This is a genomic window from Pseudomonas sp. HT11 (assembly GCF_044875395.1).
In the GTDB taxonomy this organism is placed as follows: Bacteria; Pseudomonadota; Gammaproteobacteria; order Pseudomonadales; family Pseudomonadaceae; genus Aquipseudomonas.
Genome location: NZ_CP173217.1, coordinates 2,668,418 through 2,684,570, shown reverse-complemented (window position 1 = coordinate 2,684,570; position 16,153 = coordinate 2,668,418). Strand labels below are relative to the sequence as shown.

Here is a 16,153-nt window from a genome sequence, read left to right as displayed (position 1 = left end):
CTATTAACCATGACGGCCATGTCCGGAAATCGGGCAAGGATGAGAGTAGTTTTTATTTGCTGAGGTTTTACGCAATGAGCTTGATCGCTTTTTTGTGTAGGCCTTCAGGCTAGTTCCTGGCGGTTTTTACCCGCTTAAAGTCGTCCCTTTCTGATTTTTCCAGCCGTTCATCCAGGCGCTTTTTCCTGCGGCATGCTCCGACGCCTTGCCCTTTTGCCGAGACGTCACGGATGACCCACGCCGCCCACATTGCCTTTATCGAACATGAGCTCAATGGCTTCCATCAGAGCCTGGATGAGTATCGCCAGCAGATGGGCGCCTGGTATGCGCGGGCGCTGGATTCGGTCAGCCATGCAGCGGACATGCCGTCGTTGCTGGGGATGGACAGGGTATTGCGGGTGGGGGATTCGCAACGCTCCTTCAGCATTTCCGATGCGGATTTTTCCACCGTTGCGCGCTGCTCGGCGGGTGGCGAGCTGAAGATCGAGAGCAAGTTCGAGTCGGTGTACGACGTGCCGATCGGCGAAATCCCGGTTGAGGTGATTCGCCTGGAGGACGGCAGTTCCACGCGGGTCATGCTGGATGAGCATGGCAAGGCATCCCACACCTGCGTGGCCGGCGGGCGCTATCAGGTGCGGGTACAAGGCGGTGTCTCCACGCAGCAGGTAGACGCGTTGTTTGCCTCCTACGCCGGGCTGACGGCAGACCTGGAGCAATGGCTGCGCGAGCAATGGAACGGCTTCAAACCGTCCTGGCAGCAATCCACCGCCAGCGCGATTGGCGGCGGCGTGCTCGCGGGCAGTTGGGCGGCAATCAAGGACGTGTGGGACAGCATCAAGTTGGTGCAGGCGATTCTTGCAGACCCCATGAAGTTCGGCGAGCAACTGGGTGCCGAGGCCGCCAAGTTGGCGCAGTTGGCCAGCGATGCGCCGCAGGTCATGGAAAAGGCCATGTTGCTGGCCAGTGATGAGGCGGCGCTGTACCTGATGGTGCGCACGACGATGCTGTGGTTGGACGCGTTGCCACCGGGCGAGATGGCCGAGGCGGCAGCGGGGTTTGCGGTGTCGCTGCTGATCGACCTGGTGATTGGCGCGGTGCTGATGATCGCGCTGCCAGCGGCGGGTGTGGCGTATCTGAGCTTGCGGTTGGTCAAGTATGGCGCACAGATACTGGATGCGGCGGTGGGCTTTGTGCGCAGCCTGCTTGGGATTCTGACCAAGTTCATGCAGGCGGTGGATCGCTACAAGGCAGTGGCGGTTCGCGGGGTTGTCGGTGGGCTGAAGCAAGGCACGATGCAGATGCGCTGGCGCGCGCGGCAGAACGCGGTGCTGAAGCAGAAAGAGCATGTGGATGATGTGCCGGCCTCTACGAAGAACCCTCGTGGAGACGCGGCGGCGCCTGCCGACAAAACCGCCACCAATGGCTGCCCGGTGTCCATGGTCACCGGCGAAGAATTGCTGACCCTCACTGATGGCGCGCTGGACGGAATTTTGCCGTTTGAGTGGACGCGGTTGTACCGCACCAGTGCGGTGGAAGTGGATTGCGGGTTGGGGTTTGGCTGGAGTCATGCGCTGGCGCAGCGGTTGGTGGTTGCGGGTGATTCGGTGGTTTGGACGGATCATGAGAATCGCTCTACTGCCCTGCCCTTGCCTACTGCTGCCCGACCGGCAATCACCAATAGCTTGGCCGAAGCCGCGATCTATTTGGGCGCCCTGCCCGATGAATTGGTGCTGGCTCAGGCATCACGGTTTTATCACTTTCGCGATGGTCAGCTGACAGCAATCAGCGATGCGTATGACAACCGGCTGCGGATTTCTCGTGATCGTTTGGGCCGAATTGAGCGGCTGGATAACGGCGCGGGTCGGTCGCTGTTTTTGCGCTACGAGCTCGGTCGCATTGTGGCCTTGGACTATCAGGTTCATCGCGCCAAAGGCCGTGACCCGTATGTGTGGGTGACGGAGCAGAACGTCGTTTCCTACGCCTATGACGACGCTGGGCGACTGGTTTCCGCGACCAATGCTATAGGTGAAAGCGAGGTTTATCGGTACGACGATCAGCACGTCATTCTTGAGCGGCAACTGGCCGGTGGGGCGAGTTTCTTTTGGGCGTGGGAACGGGCTGGCAAGGCCGCGCGCTGTGTTCGGCATTGGGCCAGTTTTTCGCAGATGGACACGCGCTATGCGTGGGAGGACGACGGCAGGGTCACGGTTCACAACGCTGACGGCAGTCAGGAAGTGTATGTCCACGATCAGCGGGCGCGGCTGGTGCAGCGGATTGATCCGGACGGCGCGGAGCATTTCAAATCCTACGACGACAAGGGCCGGCTGACGGTTGAGCAGGATCCGCTGGGGGCGGTGACGGCGTATCAGTACGACGAAGCGGGACGCTTGGTGGCGTTGTTTCCGGGGGACGATGAGCCGACTTCCTACGAGCATGACAACGGGTTCGTAAGGGTTGTACGGCGGGGTGAGGCGGTTTGGAAATACGAGCGTAATGACCAAGGCGATGTTACGCGTCAGACAGATCCTGACGGCCACATTACGGACTACACGTACGACAAATACGGGCAGCTGATTGGGGTTTGGTATCCGGATAACGGGTGTCATCGGCTGGTTTGGAATGAGCGTGGGCAGCTTGTTGAGGAACAGCTGCCAAATGGTGGGGTTAAGCGTTATCGCTATGACGATCTAGGGCGGCAAGTTGCGCGCGAGGATGAGCATGGCGCGCTGACGCAGTATCAATGGGACGCTGTGGGCCGGTTGGTTCGTGTCGTACTTCCAGGCGGTGCAGCGCGAGAATACAGCTACAACCCCTACGGAAAGATCACCTCCGAACGTGACGAATTGGGGCATGTCACCCGCTACGAATATGCCGACGGTTTGCACCTGGTCAGCCGCCGCCTCAATGCCGATGGCACCCAGGTTAAATACCGCTACGACAACGCCCGGCTGCTGCTGACCGAGATCGAAAACGAAGTCGGCGAGACCTACCGGCTTGATTACCACCCCAACGGGCTGATCCAGCAAGAAGTCGGCTTTGACGGTCAGCGCACGGCCTACGTCTACGACCTCAACGGCAACCTGCTGGAAAAGACCGAACACGGCGACGATGGCAGTCAGTTAGTCACCCGCTACGAGCGAGACTTTTCCGGCCGCCTTGTACGAAAAACCCTCCCAGACGGTGGAGTGATCGATTACACCTACGACCGCCAAGGCAACCTCCTCAGCGTCGACGACGGTCACTGGGCGCTAGCCTACGAGTACGACAGCCAAAACCGCCTCATCGCCGACCACCAAGGCTGGGGCACCTTACGCTACGGCTACGACGCCTGCAGCCAACTGAAAACCCTGCGCCTGCCGGACAACAACCGCCTCACCTTCAACCACGACAAAGGCGGCCACCTCGCCACCGTCGAACTGAACGGCAAAACCTTAACGTCCCACCTGTTCAAAACCGGCCGCGAACGCCAGCGCCAACAAGGCCAACTGCTCAGCCACTACCACTACGACGAGCAACACCGCCTCCACGCCCACGCGGTAACTCAAGAAAACCATGACCTCTACCGCCGCCACTACGACTACGACAAAACCGGCAACCTCACCCGCCTGCTCGACACCCGCAAAGGCGAGCATCACTACCACTACGATCCGCTCGCCCGCCTGACTCGAGCGGATCACTCGCAAGACGTGCTAGAGCGCTTTGGCCACGACCCGGCGGGCAACCTGCTGATGCAGGACCGCCCCGGTCCGAACATCGTGGCGGGGAATCGGTTGGTGATTCAGGGCGATCATCATTACGACTATGACGCGTTCGGCAATCTGATCCGCCAAAGACGCGGTAAGGGTCATCAACTCGTTACCGAGTACCGCTACGACTGCCAGCATCGGTTGATTGGTATCACTCAACCCAACGGCCAAACCGCGAGCTACTGCTACGACCCGTTTGGTCGGCGCATCAGCAAAACCGTCGACGACATAACGACGGAGTTTTTCTGGCAAGGCGACAAGCTGGTTGCGGAGCATCACGCGGATCGTCATCGCAGTTATATCTACGAGCCGGACAGTTTCCGTCCGTTGGCGTTACTGGAAGGTTTTGGACCGAAAGACACCCACCCCTTCCACTACCAACTCGACCACCTCGGCACCCCGCAGGAACTCACAGCCCCCGACGGGGAAATCGTCTGGTCCGCGCACTACCGCGCCTATGGCCAGATCAGTCGCCTAGACATCGAAAAAATCGACAACCCACTGCGCTTCCAAGGCCAATACTTCGACCCGGAAAGCGGCCTGCACTACAACCGCCATCGCTACTACAATCCAGATATTGGTCGTTACCTGACGCCCGACCCGGTGAAGCTGGCGGGTGGGATCAACACATACCAGTACGTGCCCAATCCTATCGGGTGGGTAGATCCGCTAGGCTTAAACACCTGTCCCGGCGCCAATGTATGTAAACCCGAACATAAAGCCGAGAGCCCAACACGGAACGCAAAAGCTTCCGATGGCGAGCCAACGTTACCAGTTAACACATCAAACCAAGAAAAAACCGTAAGGGTACGACACTATACGAGCAGGGCTGGCTCAAAAGGCATTGAAAAAGAGGGAGCAATATTGGCTCAAGACAGCAATAGAGTTTATCTTGAACCCGCAAAAAACAAAGTACTAAACCCGACAGAAGCGCAGGACAAATATCACATCAAAAAAAATAAAGGTCGAGATTACATTGAAACGGATGTAGAGGAATCACGATTGGAGTTGATAAAAAACCCCAGATATAACTCTACTGAGCTAACCGTAAAAGGAAACTTGACGTTAAAAAACCCAAAATTCACAAGGAGAAAGTAATGTTAGAAAACAATGAAAAAATAGTACTTCCCGGAAAAGAAGCACTTGACGCTCTTAAAGAAATCGAGTTTATATTGATATCCTTACACAAAATGGGCAGTTATTATGCTGAAAAGCCTGGTGCTCTAGAAGAGTATCGAAAAGCAACCACTGACTTCATCGACGATTGCGCCGTTACACAGCGCTTGGCAAAGGTCCGCAGGATCGTATCTATGCCCTTTGACGACTCTCTCGGTGATGACGAGATGGATGACATGGAAAGATATTTCTCCGATTTAAAATTCTGGGAGCCCAGTCAACCGATGAATCGAACAAGCCCTAGTACAGAAAAGATTACTATCTCAAAGGGAATCATTGAACAAGTCACTTGCAAAAGAAATGAATTACTAGTTTTTTTTACGGACCAACAAGATCAATCACTGCTGATCACTTTCCATAACCCGGCCGCCTTTAAAAGTATAAATGCGATCACCTCTCAATGTGAGATACACGAGGAAAAGGATTCTAACCTTTCGCAAGAGGTAGCACGCATCGCTCCAGACAAATCAGGTAAAAATTATTGCTTCAAGGACAGCAGCAGCGGCGAAGTTATCTTTTCAGTGATAGCGGGTAGCTACAGCATTGAGAGGATATGAGATTGACTGAACACCTGTTTCGGATATATGGCCGACTTGGTAGCCAGCGACCCGGTAACGGATGGATGAGAAGCTGTATCAGCCGGGGAGCACAGACAGTGGATAAATACTCTAAAACTGGAGGAGCCCTTATTTGAGTAAAAGCGTAGATTAATTTGCTGATAGTGATCCAATCGTGGCTACGACAGACGAAGACAAAAGTCAGGAAACATCTCGAGAATATTAAGGTCGCAGAAGACCTCAACGGAGGCGACTTCAAAATCTACGACCTTTCATTACTGGGTACAAGACGTTATTTAAGCCTAGATGGCGTGATTCCTAATAACAAGACCTTCCCGACTGGAAAGCAAATGGGGTAGGAACCAAAGCGAATACAATGAAGTCACCCACTTTAATAAGACACCCAGAAAATGAAAATAATTTGCGTGCCACTTACGACAGAAGCAATGAAATTGCTGGACATAAACGAATGCCCGGACGCTCTACTTGAGACTGTCTCGCTTACTGAAAAAGAACACCAACAATTTTTAAATTCTGGCGCATTAGAAAGCATAAATTATGCGACAGGGAAGATAATCGATGAGTATGAGGACGAAATCATAACCACTCCTGAAGAACTAGAAACAACTTTGCAAATATTGAAAACCCACTTAAAACCTGAAAACTCAAAAACATTAACCAAATTAATCCAATTAAACGAATTAGCAATCAATAAAAGCACAGGGTTATTTTTCTTTTTTTAACCGTTCAATCTTAAACCCATCGCCAGTTTCATCCAGGACAATACAATCACAGGAAAACACTGCTAGTGTAAAATAAAAAATAGCACTTAATGAAAAGGAAGCACTTGATACCCTTAAAGAAATCGAGTTCATACTGATGTTTCTACACAAAGTGGGCAGCTATATGCTTATAAGCCTAGCGCCGTGGAAGAGTATCTATCCTAGGCAACGAGTGTGATTTTTTGTTCGGCTTAGACACTCAGATTACGTCAACCAGAGCCGATAGACTGGATAGACAATACGATGAAAACCAAGCCCTTAGAAAATTTTATAACTGAGTATTTGGCACAGGTAAAAAAAGTAACAAAGCTAATTGAGCGCTGATTCGGAGCCACAAATATTCTGAGCCTTTGGTGCTCCACCACCACACATAGATCCTGCGCGCATGACTGTTGACCGCACGTCCGTCACACTCATGCAAACACCCAAAAATAACTTTGAAAAAGTATGGCGCAGGCTAAGTTATCTTAGAGATATTTCCACCACGGAGATTTCAAAGTAATACTTTTCGACAAAATGTCTCTCTCCTTCAGATTTTATGACCCGGAAACGCGTGGAGCCGCGCAACTTATCTGCCTCTCTAAGCACGCAGAACTATTAAACGAAATTATTGCCACGATGAAAATAACAGAAATTCAACAAGGCGATGTATACACCTACATCCATCGCGAACAAAAACGCTATGATTGTCAATAGCACAACCGGCTAGAGTCGAACTAAGTAGAAGCAAAATGAAAATTCGAATTATCGATACATTTTCTGAGCTAGGCGTATTGCACGTGAGCTTCCAATCACCCGTCGGAAGTGGCACTGCCCTATGGAGCGACTCTGTGCCAAAAGCCGGTGAGATCGTTGATGTGGAGTTCGATTTGGATGAGGTTTTTTCGTGGGGGAAAAATATGACGCACTCCTCTGAAAAAACACCGAAAATCAGTGCGATAGCCAACGTCACTTATATTACGGCTGAACTGTCCCAAAGTGCAGATGAAGAATGCGCAGCATTGAATCTCAGGGACTCAATAATCCTCATCGAACTTGACGGAGCGATCCCCCTACAATCCGGGTTCGTTGAGTTAAGAGCAGCTAAAATTCACCTCTACCCAACAAACATTTAACCCCCCCTCACCCCCACGCCACCACCAACAACCCCACCCCCAACACCAAACACAACGGCGAATAAAAATACGTATCCAGCCGCGCAAACCTCGACCCACCGACCTTCTTGAAAAACCCCACCAACTCCGAATCGCCTATCGCCCTGGCAAACATCACCACGGCAATCGCGCTGATCCCCCACTGCAGCGCGCCATGGGACACCGGTGAGAAATACAAACCGGCCCGCAGGCAGACGAGCAATGCAATCGCCACCAACCCCAGCGCGACCAGGAATGTGCCCAGCGCCGAGGGTTTGAACGCTGGTCGTGGCCCGTGGGCGAATTCGCCGGGCAGTTGGGGGATGGCGGCAAGGCTGCCGAGTTTGCCGCCCGCGGCCCAGTACAAGTGCACCATGCTGATGCAGGTAAAAACCCCGACGATCCAACGCGCGATGACAAAGCTCATGGCGGGCGCTCCCTGAAATATGGGAATGAGGATAGTCGCCCTGAGATTTTTTGTAGGCATTTCGTCGGCGGCTGATGGTAAAGTGCCGCCCCATGAAAATCGCCCGTGCCGACCGCTCGCTCATTGTTTGGATGCTTTACTGCTGCGTGCTGTTCAATGTGTTCGCGTGCAGTATTGGGCATGGGCAGATGCTGGGGATGCAGCTCAACGGCATCGGTGGTCAGTTCTGTACGGTGGACCCGCTTACCCAGGCGCCCAAGTCGACCAACTCCACGGATGAGAGCCTGCCGACGCTGTCGAAGGCGTTTAGTTGCCCGCTGTGTTCGACCGGCGGTATGGGCCCGGCACTGAGTTCCAGCCTGAATGTGGCGGTGTTGCCACAACCTCATGCGCCACCACCGGCGGTGGTGCTTGCCGCTGATATCCCTGCCCGCTTCACCTGGCCTGCGGCCAACCCGCGCGCGCCGCCCGCTTTCGCCTGATCCCTTCGCTTTCTGATTTGCACTGGCCACCGTCCCCATCGGGGAATACGCGCGGCTGTGCGTTGTTTTCAAGCCAAGTTTTTCAGGATTCAACCATGAAACATTTACCCCTGTTGGCGGGCCTGTTCGGCTGCCTGCCTGTCTGTGGCTGGGCGCTTGAGTTGGCGCCTACCACCATTGATGGTGAGCAAGCCGCGGAGCCCGGCCTGGCGCTCGACCAATCCAGCGGCATGGCGTCGCGGCTGGGCTTAAGCGTGCGCGAGACGCCGGCATCGGTGGCCATTGCCACCCGCAACGACATTGAGCGCCATGGCGCCAAGACCTTCCGCGATGCGGCCAACACCCTACCCGGCGTCAACGCGAGTGCGCCGCCGGGGTTTGGCGGGTTTGTGTCCTACCGTGGATTCACCAGCAGCCAGATCACTCAGATGTTCAACGGCATCAACGTCGCCACCGGCTTGGCCCGACCGGTGGATGCGTGGATCTATGACCGCGTCGAACTGGTTGGCGGCCCCTCCTCCTTGATCAATGGTGCCGGCGCCGTGGGCGGCTCACTGAACTATGTGACCAAGCTGGCGACCCGCGAGGAGCAAGCGGCAGAAGGCCAGCTCACCTACGGCAGCTACGACACCGCCGGCATGGCCTTTGGCGTCAACCATGCGCTGACGGAACCGGGTGCCGAGGTGCAGCATTACGCGCGTCTGGACGTGAGCCGCAACACCAACCACAGCTATATCGACCGCGACCAGCGGGATGCCTGGAGTGTGGCGTTTTCCCTGCTCAGCGACCTGACGCCCAACCTGTCCCATACCTTGGCGCTGGAATATCAGGATGAACATGAGGACAGCCCGTACTGGGGCACGCCGGTGCTCAACCCCAAGGCGGGTGAGTTGAAAATCGACCGGCACAACCGGTTCAACAACTACAACGTTGCCGATGGTCGTTACGAGCAGCGCACGATCTGGGCGCGTTCGATCATTGATTATCGGATCAACGACAGCACCACGCTTAAGAACACGCTCTATCACTTGGACAGCCAGCGCGACTACCGCAACCTGGAGACCTACCAATACAACGCCGACAACAGCGCGGTGAACCGTTCAACGGCCTACCAGGTGCGTCATCAGGGCGAACAGAACGGCAACCAGTTCGAACTGCGCCACGACGATACGTTCTTCGGCTTGTCGACCACCTGGTCCGGCGGCTTCGAGTACAAGGTCAACAGCACCACCAACAACCCACTGAACGTGCCGGGTAACAGTAGCGTGGACCCGAACCACTACAACCCAGGGCACTTCTACGATATACCGGGCACCCGGCCGGGCTTCGTCAAGGACAAAACCAATGCGGTCACCACCCAGGCACTGTTCGCCGAAAACCGTCTGGGCCTCACCGACAAACTCTCGCTGCTGACCGGCTTGCGCTACGACGCTATCGACCTGGACGTTACCAACCACAGAACGGTGACAGCCACCAACCCACGTCACTTCAAGCGCAGCTGGGAGCCGGTGACCGGTCGCGTGGGCCTGACTTACCAGTTCATCCCGTCGGCCAATGTGTATGTGCAATACAGCACCGCGGCCGAGCAGCCGTCGACCACCACCCAAGTGTTCGACGTGTCCACCGGCAAACAGTGGGAAGTGGGCAGCAAGTTCGATTACCTGAACGGTCGCGGCTCGGCCACCGTCGCGGCCTACAAGATCGAACGCAAGGATTTTGCCGTTACCGACCCGCTGGACCCGAACAACAGCATCCCGGTGGGCGCGCAGTCCTCCAAGGGTATTGAGTTGGCCAGCTCATTGCGCATCACGCCAAAGCTGCTGGCCGAGGGCAATTTCGCCTGGGTGGATGCCGAATACGATGATTTCAACGAAAAAATCGCCAGCGGCGCGGTGGTCTCACGCAAGGGCAACACGCCCACCAACGTACCCAAGCGCGTGGGCAACGTATGGCTGACTTATGAATTCACACAGGATTGGCAGGGGGGCGTGGATGCGCGGTATGTCGCGCCGGTGTATGCGGACAATGCCAATACCCTGACGGTGCCGGCCTACACGCTGTTCGGGACTTTCCTGCGCTACAAGGTGGACTCACACACCTCGTTAACCGGCCGGGTGCGCAACCTGACGAATGAGGTGTATGCGGAGTTTGCACATGTGTCGCCGGCGTATTACCTAGGGTCGCCAAGGACCTTCGAGGTGGCCGTTCAAACCAAGTTCTAAGCCTGAAATACAATCAAAAATGTGGGAGCTGGCTTGCCTGCGATAGCATCACCTCGGTCTACCTGATAAACCGAGGTGCCTGCATCGCGGGCAAGCCCGGCTCCCACACAAGCCCACATTTGAATCTGCATCGAATAGAAAGGTTGTCGGCTTACTTCAAACTCGCCTCAACCTTCTGCGCCACATCCTCCGTCAACCACGCCTTCCACACCTCAGGATGCTCCTTGAGAAACGCCTGGGCCACTTCGCGTGGCGCCGTATGGTTCTCGCTCATGGTCGCCAAGGCCTTGTTCAGCGGCTCGATGGGAAACTGAACCTTTGTAAAAAATTCGGCAATTTGCGGGTTCGCCTGCTGGAACGGCGTCGATACACCAATGCTCAACTTGGACGCCAACGAGCGGGTCGGCCTCGGGTTGGGGTTATCCGCATCGGTCAGTGTCTTCCACGCATCGGCGTCAAACGGTGGCTCTTCCAGCTGGATCAGCTTGTAACGCCCCATCAACGGCGTCGGCGACCAGTAGTAGAACAACACCGGTTTGCCACGACGGATCGATGACGCAATCTCGGCATCCAGGGCGGCGCCCGAACCACTGCGAAAATTCACGTAGCTGTCTTCCAGGCCGTAGGCCTTGAGCTTTTGTTTGTTGACCACTTCCGAGGTCCAGCCGATGGGGCTGTTGAGAAAGCGCCCCTTGCCTGGCGATTCCGGGTCTTTGAACACATCCTTGTAACGCGCCAGGTCTGTGACGCTTTTGAGGTCCGGCGCCAGAGGCTTGAGGCCCTTGGCAGGGTCGCCCTTGACCACATACTCCGGCACCCACCAGCCTTCAGTGGCGCCCTTGACCGTATCGCCCAGGCCTACCACTTTGCCTTCGGCCTCAGCCTTGATCCACACCGGGCTGCGGCCGGCCCATTCTTCGCCAATCACCTGGATGTCGTTTTTCGCCAGCGCGGTTTCCAGGGTGATGGTGGTACCGGGCAACGTATCGGTGGGCAGGTCGTAGCCCTTCTCAACAATAAAGCGCAGCACCTCGGTGATCAGGCTGCCACTTTCCCAGTTCAGGTCGGCAAAATGCACCGGAGCTTGGACGGCCGATACCGGCATTGAAGCCACCGACAGGCTCAAAGCCGTCAGGGACGCTGCCAACAGGGTTCTCAATCCTTTCATGCCTTGTGCACCTCGCGTTTTCGCAGCCATAGCGGACGGCTTTGCTGCCAATGCGCGAAGCCTCTGATTAGTTAAGTCAACTCAACTGTAGTAGAGGTTCCGGGAGAGCAGAAATACACGCGAGGTTTAACGACTATTCACTGGCCTTGAAGGTCACCAGTTCACCCTTGCGCCACTTGGCGGCCTTGCCGGTTACGGCTTTGAGCGTTTTGGTGAGGTTTTCCTGCAGCTGTTCGTGAGCGGCAAACACCAGCATTACGCTGTGGCCTTCCTTGAACACGATGCCCTGGCCTTCGGGCGAAGAAACAAAGGCGTAATCGCCCAAGCCATACACCGTCAACTTGATATCGCGGAACTTCAATTCGAATTTGCCGCCTTCACGGCTCGGCAGCACCGCCGCGCGAAAATGGTCGCCGACCTTGAGCTCCAGGCGCGGTTTGTCATCCACCACCATCGCCGCCTCGGTGTCGATTTCGGCAATGTAGATGCCTTCCGGCGTCTGTTCGGTGATGTAAACAAAACGGGATTGAAACTGCTTGACCAACTTTGCGCGCAAATCACCCAGCACGAATAACGCGTGCATATCCAGATTACTGACTGCCAAGGAAACGCCCCCACATCGAAAAAGCACCGACCGCCGCAGCGGACAGCACAAAAAAACGGCCGTAACGGCTCGATCACACATTCATTAAAAAACTGAAGAGAACCCGCTGCTGCGCTGTAAGACTAGTACACAGATGCGCGATGGACCTTGTGCAAGTCATCAGGCGCCACAGGAAATCACAGGTTCAAGGACCTGAGAATACAGGCCGGTCAGCTTCAGAGAATAACCCAATTAAAAACGCAGTTTCCGACAGCATACACATCACAAAATACCTGGCCATGGAACCAGGCCAACGCTGTGGACGACAATACTAAAACAGCAACGCGGGTCAAAACCACCTGAAAACGCTGCGGGCAAGTCAACAAGATCGACCGACAGGAGCCGGCCATGCAAACACGTCAACTCAATGCTACGTCTTCCCGCACTCGTTCATCATGTCCAGACGAGCGTCAATACTACTGCCTGGACAGCCCCGACGGGTACTCCAATTCCGTTCTTTACCAAGTTGTACCGGCGGGCCGCAATTTCTTTCATATCCTGGAAGTGACCAGCGGCAGGATCAGAGGCTTTCGCAGCAACCACATCCGGGCCTGCGAATTGGCTAAAAAGCTTGAAGCCAACCCGCTGACCTTTCACCCAGGCATCGTTTCGTCATCTGGATGAGTTTACTGCGCCACCGCCCCTCAACAACTGCCATACTGGCCCGTCCATTGAAGTTTGCCCCTATCGGGTCAGGTTTTATCAGTGCAGTTACCTTGAAGGGAAGGCTATACGTGACGGAATTTGATATTGGCGAATTTTTCATCCATGGCGATGCGAGGGAAGTTGACGGTGAGTTTCAAGCGGTGATCATCATGCGGGCCAAACCACCGCTGACCACGGTCACAACACACCAGGTAGAAAAAGATCGTTGGTTCAAAACTGTCGACGCCGCTGCAACGGCGGCAAAAGATGCCGCCAAGGCACTTAAATCCGCCGTGGATTCAGGTGCACTCAATTCCTGACAATCCGATAGAACTCTGCCGCCTCCTGCGCCTCACATGCACAACGACCATCACCTTGCATGGAGAACACTATGGACGCGCCAATCCCCACTCTCGAAACACTGTTTGAACAATTGGGCCTGGATTCAACCCCGGAGGCAATCGACGCATTCATCGATGCGCACCCGCTGGCTGAAGACGTGAAGCTGATCGATGCGCCTTTCTGGACGCCGCAACAAGCGGCGTTTCTGAAAGAAGAACTGCGTGAGGACGCCGAATGGGCTATCCCCGTGGACGAACTGAACCAGCGCCTGCATCAACCTCACTAACCTACCCTCAATGCAGGCTGTCGGATTGCTCCAGGCGCAATAACGCCTCCCAGGCAGCCTTGCACTCCTGCGCTTCGTCGCGACTGGCGAACGCTGTGCCACGTTGCTCGCCATTGAGCAGCACGACCCAGCAGGCTTTCTGACCCAGCGCGCGCAGTGTTTCGGGAACACCACTGCCGATCATCACGGCGACATCGACTTTGTTTTGCATGGAGCTTCTCCGCCATATTAGTTAGCTACCTAACAATGTCAGCCATGCTACGGTTTTCTTCCCGTTGGAAAAAGCTATCCCCGGAATAGCTCCGTTGCATAAACAGCAACAATCGCTAGCGTGCCGGCTTCGTCGCCTGCGGTTTATAGCCCAGACGCAAGCCGCCCCAATGCCGCCCGTTAACCATGATCGGCACCGACAAGTCGTGCATCAACTCGCCGGTATCGCGCGTATAGGTCTGCAACAGCACTGCCTGTTGATGGCTGCCACAGCGGATGCCGGTACGGTCTTCAAACTTGCGCTTGGTGCGGTTCTGCACCGCATCGACGTGCGCGTCGCCGGTGAGCGCCTGGGAAAAAGCCTTGTTGTGTGTCGGCACATAACCCTGAGGCGTGCAGGCAATGGCGAATACCAATCCCTCATGGCGCGGCAGCAGCGCTTCCTGGATCGCCGGCAAAACCTCATCGGTGTAACGGTCAAAACGCGTGTGGTACTTGCTCGGGCTGGTATTCGGGATCGGCGTGTAACTGCGGTCGAACAAGTCCTGCAAGCTGATGCGGTTTTGCAATACATCGGCTTCGAACTGCTCGGCGATGCGGTGTGCGCCCTCGCGGGCCAAATCGTAGATGCGCTGGTGATAGTCATCCAGGCCGACTTCGGCCAAGCGCTCGCTGATGGTTTCGGCTTGCCCTTCCATTTGCACGGCGGCGTCGGCCAGTTGGCGGGTTTGCTGGTCGCTCACGGTCAGATCGCTGCGCATCTGCTCCACCGCATGGAACAGGCTGTCGAGTTGCGCGCGGTTGGTATCGGTGCCCTGCGCAATTTCATTCACCTGCCCTTCCACATCCGCCGCCAGGCTGGCGATGCTCTCCAGTTGTTCGCCGGCGTGCTCCACCTGTTCAACGCCCGTGTGCAGGTCCGCCGACAACTGGCGAATCTGCTCCACCACCTGCGCTGTGCGTTGCTGGATGTCAGCGACCATCACCCCAACCTCATCGGTCGCCGTGGCAGTACGCCCGGCCAGGCCGCGCACTTCATCGGCAACCACGGCGAAACCGCGCCCGTGCTCACCGGCCCGCGCCGCTTCAATGGCCGCGTTCAAAGCAAGCAGGTTGGTCTGGCCGGCGATCGATTGGATCACCAGCGTGACGCGCTGGATTTCTTCACTGCGCAGGCTCAAGGCTTCAATCAACTCGCGACTGGCGTCGGCACGCTGGCTGAGCTGGCGCATGCGCGTGATTGACTCGACCAGCACTTCACGGCCCTGCGTACTGTGCTGATGCGCCTGGCTGGCCGCGCCCAAGGCTTGACGGCTGAGTTGGGAGGTGACCTGCTCAGTGCCGATCATGACTTCGGCGCTGCTGACGATTTGCCTGGCTGCGCTTAATTGCGATTGCAACCGGGCCGCCAATTGCTTGACCGAATAGGCCACGCCGGCAGCGGACAGCGCGTTATGGCTGGTGGTGTAGGAAAGATCGCGAGTCAGCTCGCCCATCGTATCGGCGACGGGGACAGGCGCCACGCGGTGCGTTCGACTTTTAAGGGAGGGCAGCCATATCACCAGCAAGGCCAGCGGCAGGCACAGGTACAGCGGCAAGCCAGCAAACGCCAGGCCCAGCAGAACCAGCACCAGGGCGGTGCTCTGCAAGAGCGGCGTCAGCCAGCCGGGCAGCGCGCGCACCCGCGCGTGCACGGGCACTGCTGCGCCCATCAGAGATCCGTCTCCAGCCATCGTCGTTACCCCACTGCTTGTCGTTATTGTTTCTGCATTAAACGCCACTATCGGGCCATTATCCATGGGCTGTTAGTGGGAGGCTTGCAGCAGATCAATAGACAGGGGCGTAACCGGTATTTCTCTTGAGCGCCGCATCAGCAGCGCCCAACTTCAGCACATCAGGCTTGACGCTGGTGCTTGTCGATCTGCTCGTGGCGCTCTTGCGCTTCGATGCAGTACTTGGTGGTCGGGCTGATCAGCAGGCGCTTGAGGCCGATAGGCTCGCCGCTGTCGTCGCACCAGCCAAAGGAATCTTCCTTGATGCGTTCCAGTGCACGCTCAAGCTGCGGCAGCATGCGCTGGTCGCGATCGATGGCATTGACCAGCCAGGTGCGCTCTTCTTCAACGGACGCCGCGTCAGCCGGGTCAGCCGGGGTGTCCAGGCTTTCGATGGCGATACGGTTCTGTTCAATGCGCTCGTGGTGTTCCACTTTCATGTCTTGCAGCAGCTGCTCGAAAAAAGCGTGCTGTTCGGCATTCATGTAGTCATCCGCCGGCATGGCCAGCAACTTTTCCTTTGTCATTGATTTCTCTATAAAAAATACGTGCATTAAGGCGA

15 protein-coding genes are annotated in these 16,153 nt (G+C 56.0%); 9 read left to right on the top strand and 6 right to left on the bottom strand.

The features are described 5' to 3' along the window. The first annotated feature begins 230 nt into the window (after window positions 1-230). From ABWL43_RS12395 to ABWL43_RS12380, 4 genes are all read left to right on the top strand, one after another. A complete protein-coding gene (locus ABWL43_RS12395; RefSeq protein WP_404487911.1) occupies window positions 231-4,844 on the top strand; it encodes an RHS repeat-associated core domain-containing protein in 4,614 nt (1,537 codons plus the stop codon). Next, the gene (locus ABWL43_RS12390; RefSeq protein WP_262206331.1) at window positions 4,844-5,479 is read left to right on the top strand and encodes a hypothetical protein; all 636 of its coding nucleotides are present in this window, start codon (window positions 4,844-4,846) and stop codon (window positions 5,477-5,479) included. Before ABWL43_RS12395 ends, ABWL43_RS12390 begins: the two co-directional genes overlap by 1 nt. Window positions 5,480-5,925: 446 nt before the next feature. Beyond that, the gene (locus ABWL43_RS12385; RefSeq protein WP_262206330.1) at window positions 5,926-6,222 is read left to right on the top strand and encodes a hypothetical protein; all 297 of its coding nucleotides are present in this window, start codon (window positions 5,926-5,928) and stop codon (window positions 6,220-6,222) included. A 770-nt stretch (window positions 6,223-6,992) separates the two neighbouring features. Further along, window positions 6,993-7,376, top strand: a complete 384-nt coding sequence (locus ABWL43_RS12380; protein ID WP_404487910.1) for a hypothetical protein — start codon at window positions 6,993-6,995, stop codon at window positions 7,374-7,376. Window positions 7,377-7,383: 7 nt separating this feature from the next. On the opposite strand, the gene ABWL43_RS12375 is transcribed toward ABWL43_RS12380, so the two are convergent. Continuing rightward, window positions 7,384-7,821, bottom strand: coding sequence for a DUF3995 domain-containing protein (locus ABWL43_RS12375; RefSeq protein WP_242197482.1), 438 nt, complete (start codon window positions 7,819-7,821; stop codon window positions 7,384-7,386). 92 nt (window positions 7,822-7,913) lie between these two features. Here ABWL43_RS12375 and ABWL43_RS12370 point away from each other — a divergent pair, with 92 nt between their 5' ends. Both ABWL43_RS12370 and ABWL43_RS12365 read left to right on the top strand, forming a co-directional pair. After that, window positions 7,914-8,303 (top strand): DUF2946 domain-containing protein, encoded by a 390-nt coding sequence (locus tag ABWL43_RS12370; RefSeq protein WP_262206327.1) that lies wholly within the window; start codon window positions 7,914-7,916, stop codon window positions 8,301-8,303. Between the two features lie 95 nt (window positions 8,304-8,398). Next, entirely contained in the window at window positions 8,399-10,525 is a 2,127-nt protein-coding gene (locus tag ABWL43_RS12365) for a TonB-dependent receptor (RefSeq protein WP_404487909.1), read from the top strand. A 151-nt stretch (window positions 10,526-10,676) separates the two neighbouring features. Here the strand turns inward: ABWL43_RS12365 and ABWL43_RS12360 are convergent, their stop codons facing one another. Further along, on the bottom strand, window positions 10,677-11,693 hold the full coding sequence (locus tag ABWL43_RS12360) for an ABC transporter substrate-binding protein (protein ID WP_404487908.1): 1,017 nt from the start codon (window positions 11,691-11,693) through the stop codon (window positions 10,677-10,679). A 133-nt stretch (window positions 11,694-11,826) separates the two neighbouring features. Further along, complete coding sequence (locus ABWL43_RS12355; RefSeq protein WP_145164588.1) at window positions 11,827-12,297, bottom strand: hypothetical protein; 471 nt, start codon at window positions 12,295-12,297, stop codon at window positions 11,827-11,829. A gap of 387 nt (window positions 12,298-12,684) precedes the next feature. Between ABWL43_RS12355 and ABWL43_RS12350 the strand changes: the two genes are divergently transcribed. From ABWL43_RS12350 to ABWL43_RS12340, 3 genes are all read left to right on the top strand, one after another. Further along, window positions 12,685-12,960, top strand: coding sequence for a hypothetical protein (locus ABWL43_RS12350; protein ID WP_145164590.1), 276 nt, complete (start codon window positions 12,685-12,687; stop codon window positions 12,958-12,960). A gap of 110 nt (window positions 12,961-13,070) precedes the next feature. Beyond that, complete coding sequence (locus ABWL43_RS12345) at window positions 13,071-13,301, top strand: hypothetical protein (protein WP_119741687.1); 231 nt, start codon at window positions 13,071-13,073, stop codon at window positions 13,299-13,301. A gap of 71 nt (window positions 13,302-13,372) precedes the next feature. Then, entirely contained in the window at window positions 13,373-13,609 is a 237-nt protein-coding gene (locus tag ABWL43_RS12340; RefSeq protein WP_106580278.1) for a DUF2789 domain-containing protein, read from the top strand. Between the two features lie 7 nt (window positions 13,610-13,616). Here the strand turns inward: ABWL43_RS12340 and ABWL43_RS12335 are convergent, their stop codons facing one another. From ABWL43_RS12335 to ABWL43_RS12325, 3 genes are all read right to left on the bottom strand, one after another. Continuing rightward, window positions 13,617-13,820, bottom strand: coding sequence for a hypothetical protein (locus ABWL43_RS12335; protein ID WP_262206323.1), 204 nt, complete (start codon window positions 13,818-13,820; stop codon window positions 13,617-13,619). 115 nt (window positions 13,821-13,935) lie between these two features. Continuing rightward, window positions 13,936-15,168 carry a methyl-accepting chemotaxis protein gene (locus tag ABWL43_RS12330; protein WP_404488401.1) on the bottom strand — a complete coding sequence of 411 codons (1,233 nt, stop codon included), beginning with the start codon at window positions 15,166-15,168 and terminating at the stop codon, window positions 13,936-13,938. Between the two features lie 545 nt (window positions 15,169-15,713). Then, on the bottom strand, window positions 15,714-16,118 hold the full coding sequence (locus tag ABWL43_RS12325; RefSeq protein WP_010564800.1) for a TraR/DksA C4-type zinc finger protein: 405 nt from the start codon (window positions 16,116-16,118) through the stop codon (window positions 15,714-15,716). Between the last annotated feature and the right edge of the window lie 35 nt (window positions 16,119-16,153).

Excerpts from the sequence above, each read along its gene's own strand:
- ABWL43_RS12395 (WP_404487911.1), top strand. The coding sequence starts at position 231 with ATGACCCACGCCGCCCACATTGCCTTTATCGAACATGAGCTCAATGGC.
- ABWL43_RS12390 (WP_262206331.1), top strand. The coding sequence starts at position 4,844 with ATGTTAGAAAACAATGAAAAAATAGTACTTCCCGGAAAAGAAGCACTT.
- ABWL43_RS12385 (WP_262206330.1), top strand. The coding sequence starts at position 5,926 with ATGAAATTGCTGGACATAAACGAATGCCCGGACGCTCTACTTGAGACT.
- ABWL43_RS12380 (WP_404487910.1), top strand. The coding sequence starts at position 6,993 with ATGAAAATTCGAATTATCGATACATTTTCTGAGCTAGGCGTATTGCAC.
- ABWL43_RS12375 (WP_242197482.1), bottom strand. The coding sequence starts at position 7,821 with ATGAGCTTTGTCATCGCGCGTTGGATCGTCGGGGTTTTTACCTGCATC.
- ABWL43_RS12370 (WP_262206327.1), top strand. The coding sequence starts at position 7,914 with ATGAAAATCGCCCGTGCCGACCGCTCGCTCATTGTTTGGATGCTTTAC.
- ABWL43_RS12365 (WP_404487909.1), top strand. The coding sequence starts at position 8,399 with ATGAAACATTTACCCCTGTTGGCGGGCCTGTTCGGCTGCCTGCCTGTC.
- ABWL43_RS12360 (WP_404487908.1), bottom strand. The coding sequence starts at position 11,693 with ATGAAAGGATTGAGAACCCTGTTGGCAGCGTCCCTGACGGCTTTGAGC.
- ABWL43_RS12350 (WP_145164590.1), top strand. The coding sequence starts at position 12,685 with ATGCAAACACGTCAACTCAATGCTACGTCTTCCCGCACTCGTTCATCA.
- ABWL43_RS12340 (WP_106580278.1), top strand. The coding sequence starts at position 13,373 with ATGGACGCGCCAATCCCCACTCTCGAAACACTGTTTGAACAATTGGGC.
- ABWL43_RS12335 (WP_262206323.1), bottom strand. The coding sequence starts at position 13,820 with ATGCAAAACAAAGTCGATGTCGCCGTGATGATCGGCAGTGGTGTTCCC.
- ABWL43_RS12330 (WP_404488401.1), bottom strand. The coding sequence starts at position 15,168 with ATGATCGGCACTGAGCAGGTCACCTCCCAACTCAGCCGTCAAGCCTTG.
- ABWL43_RS12325 (WP_010564800.1), bottom strand. The coding sequence starts at position 16,118 with ATGACAAAGGAAAAGTTGCTGGCCATGCCGGCGGATGACTACATGAAT.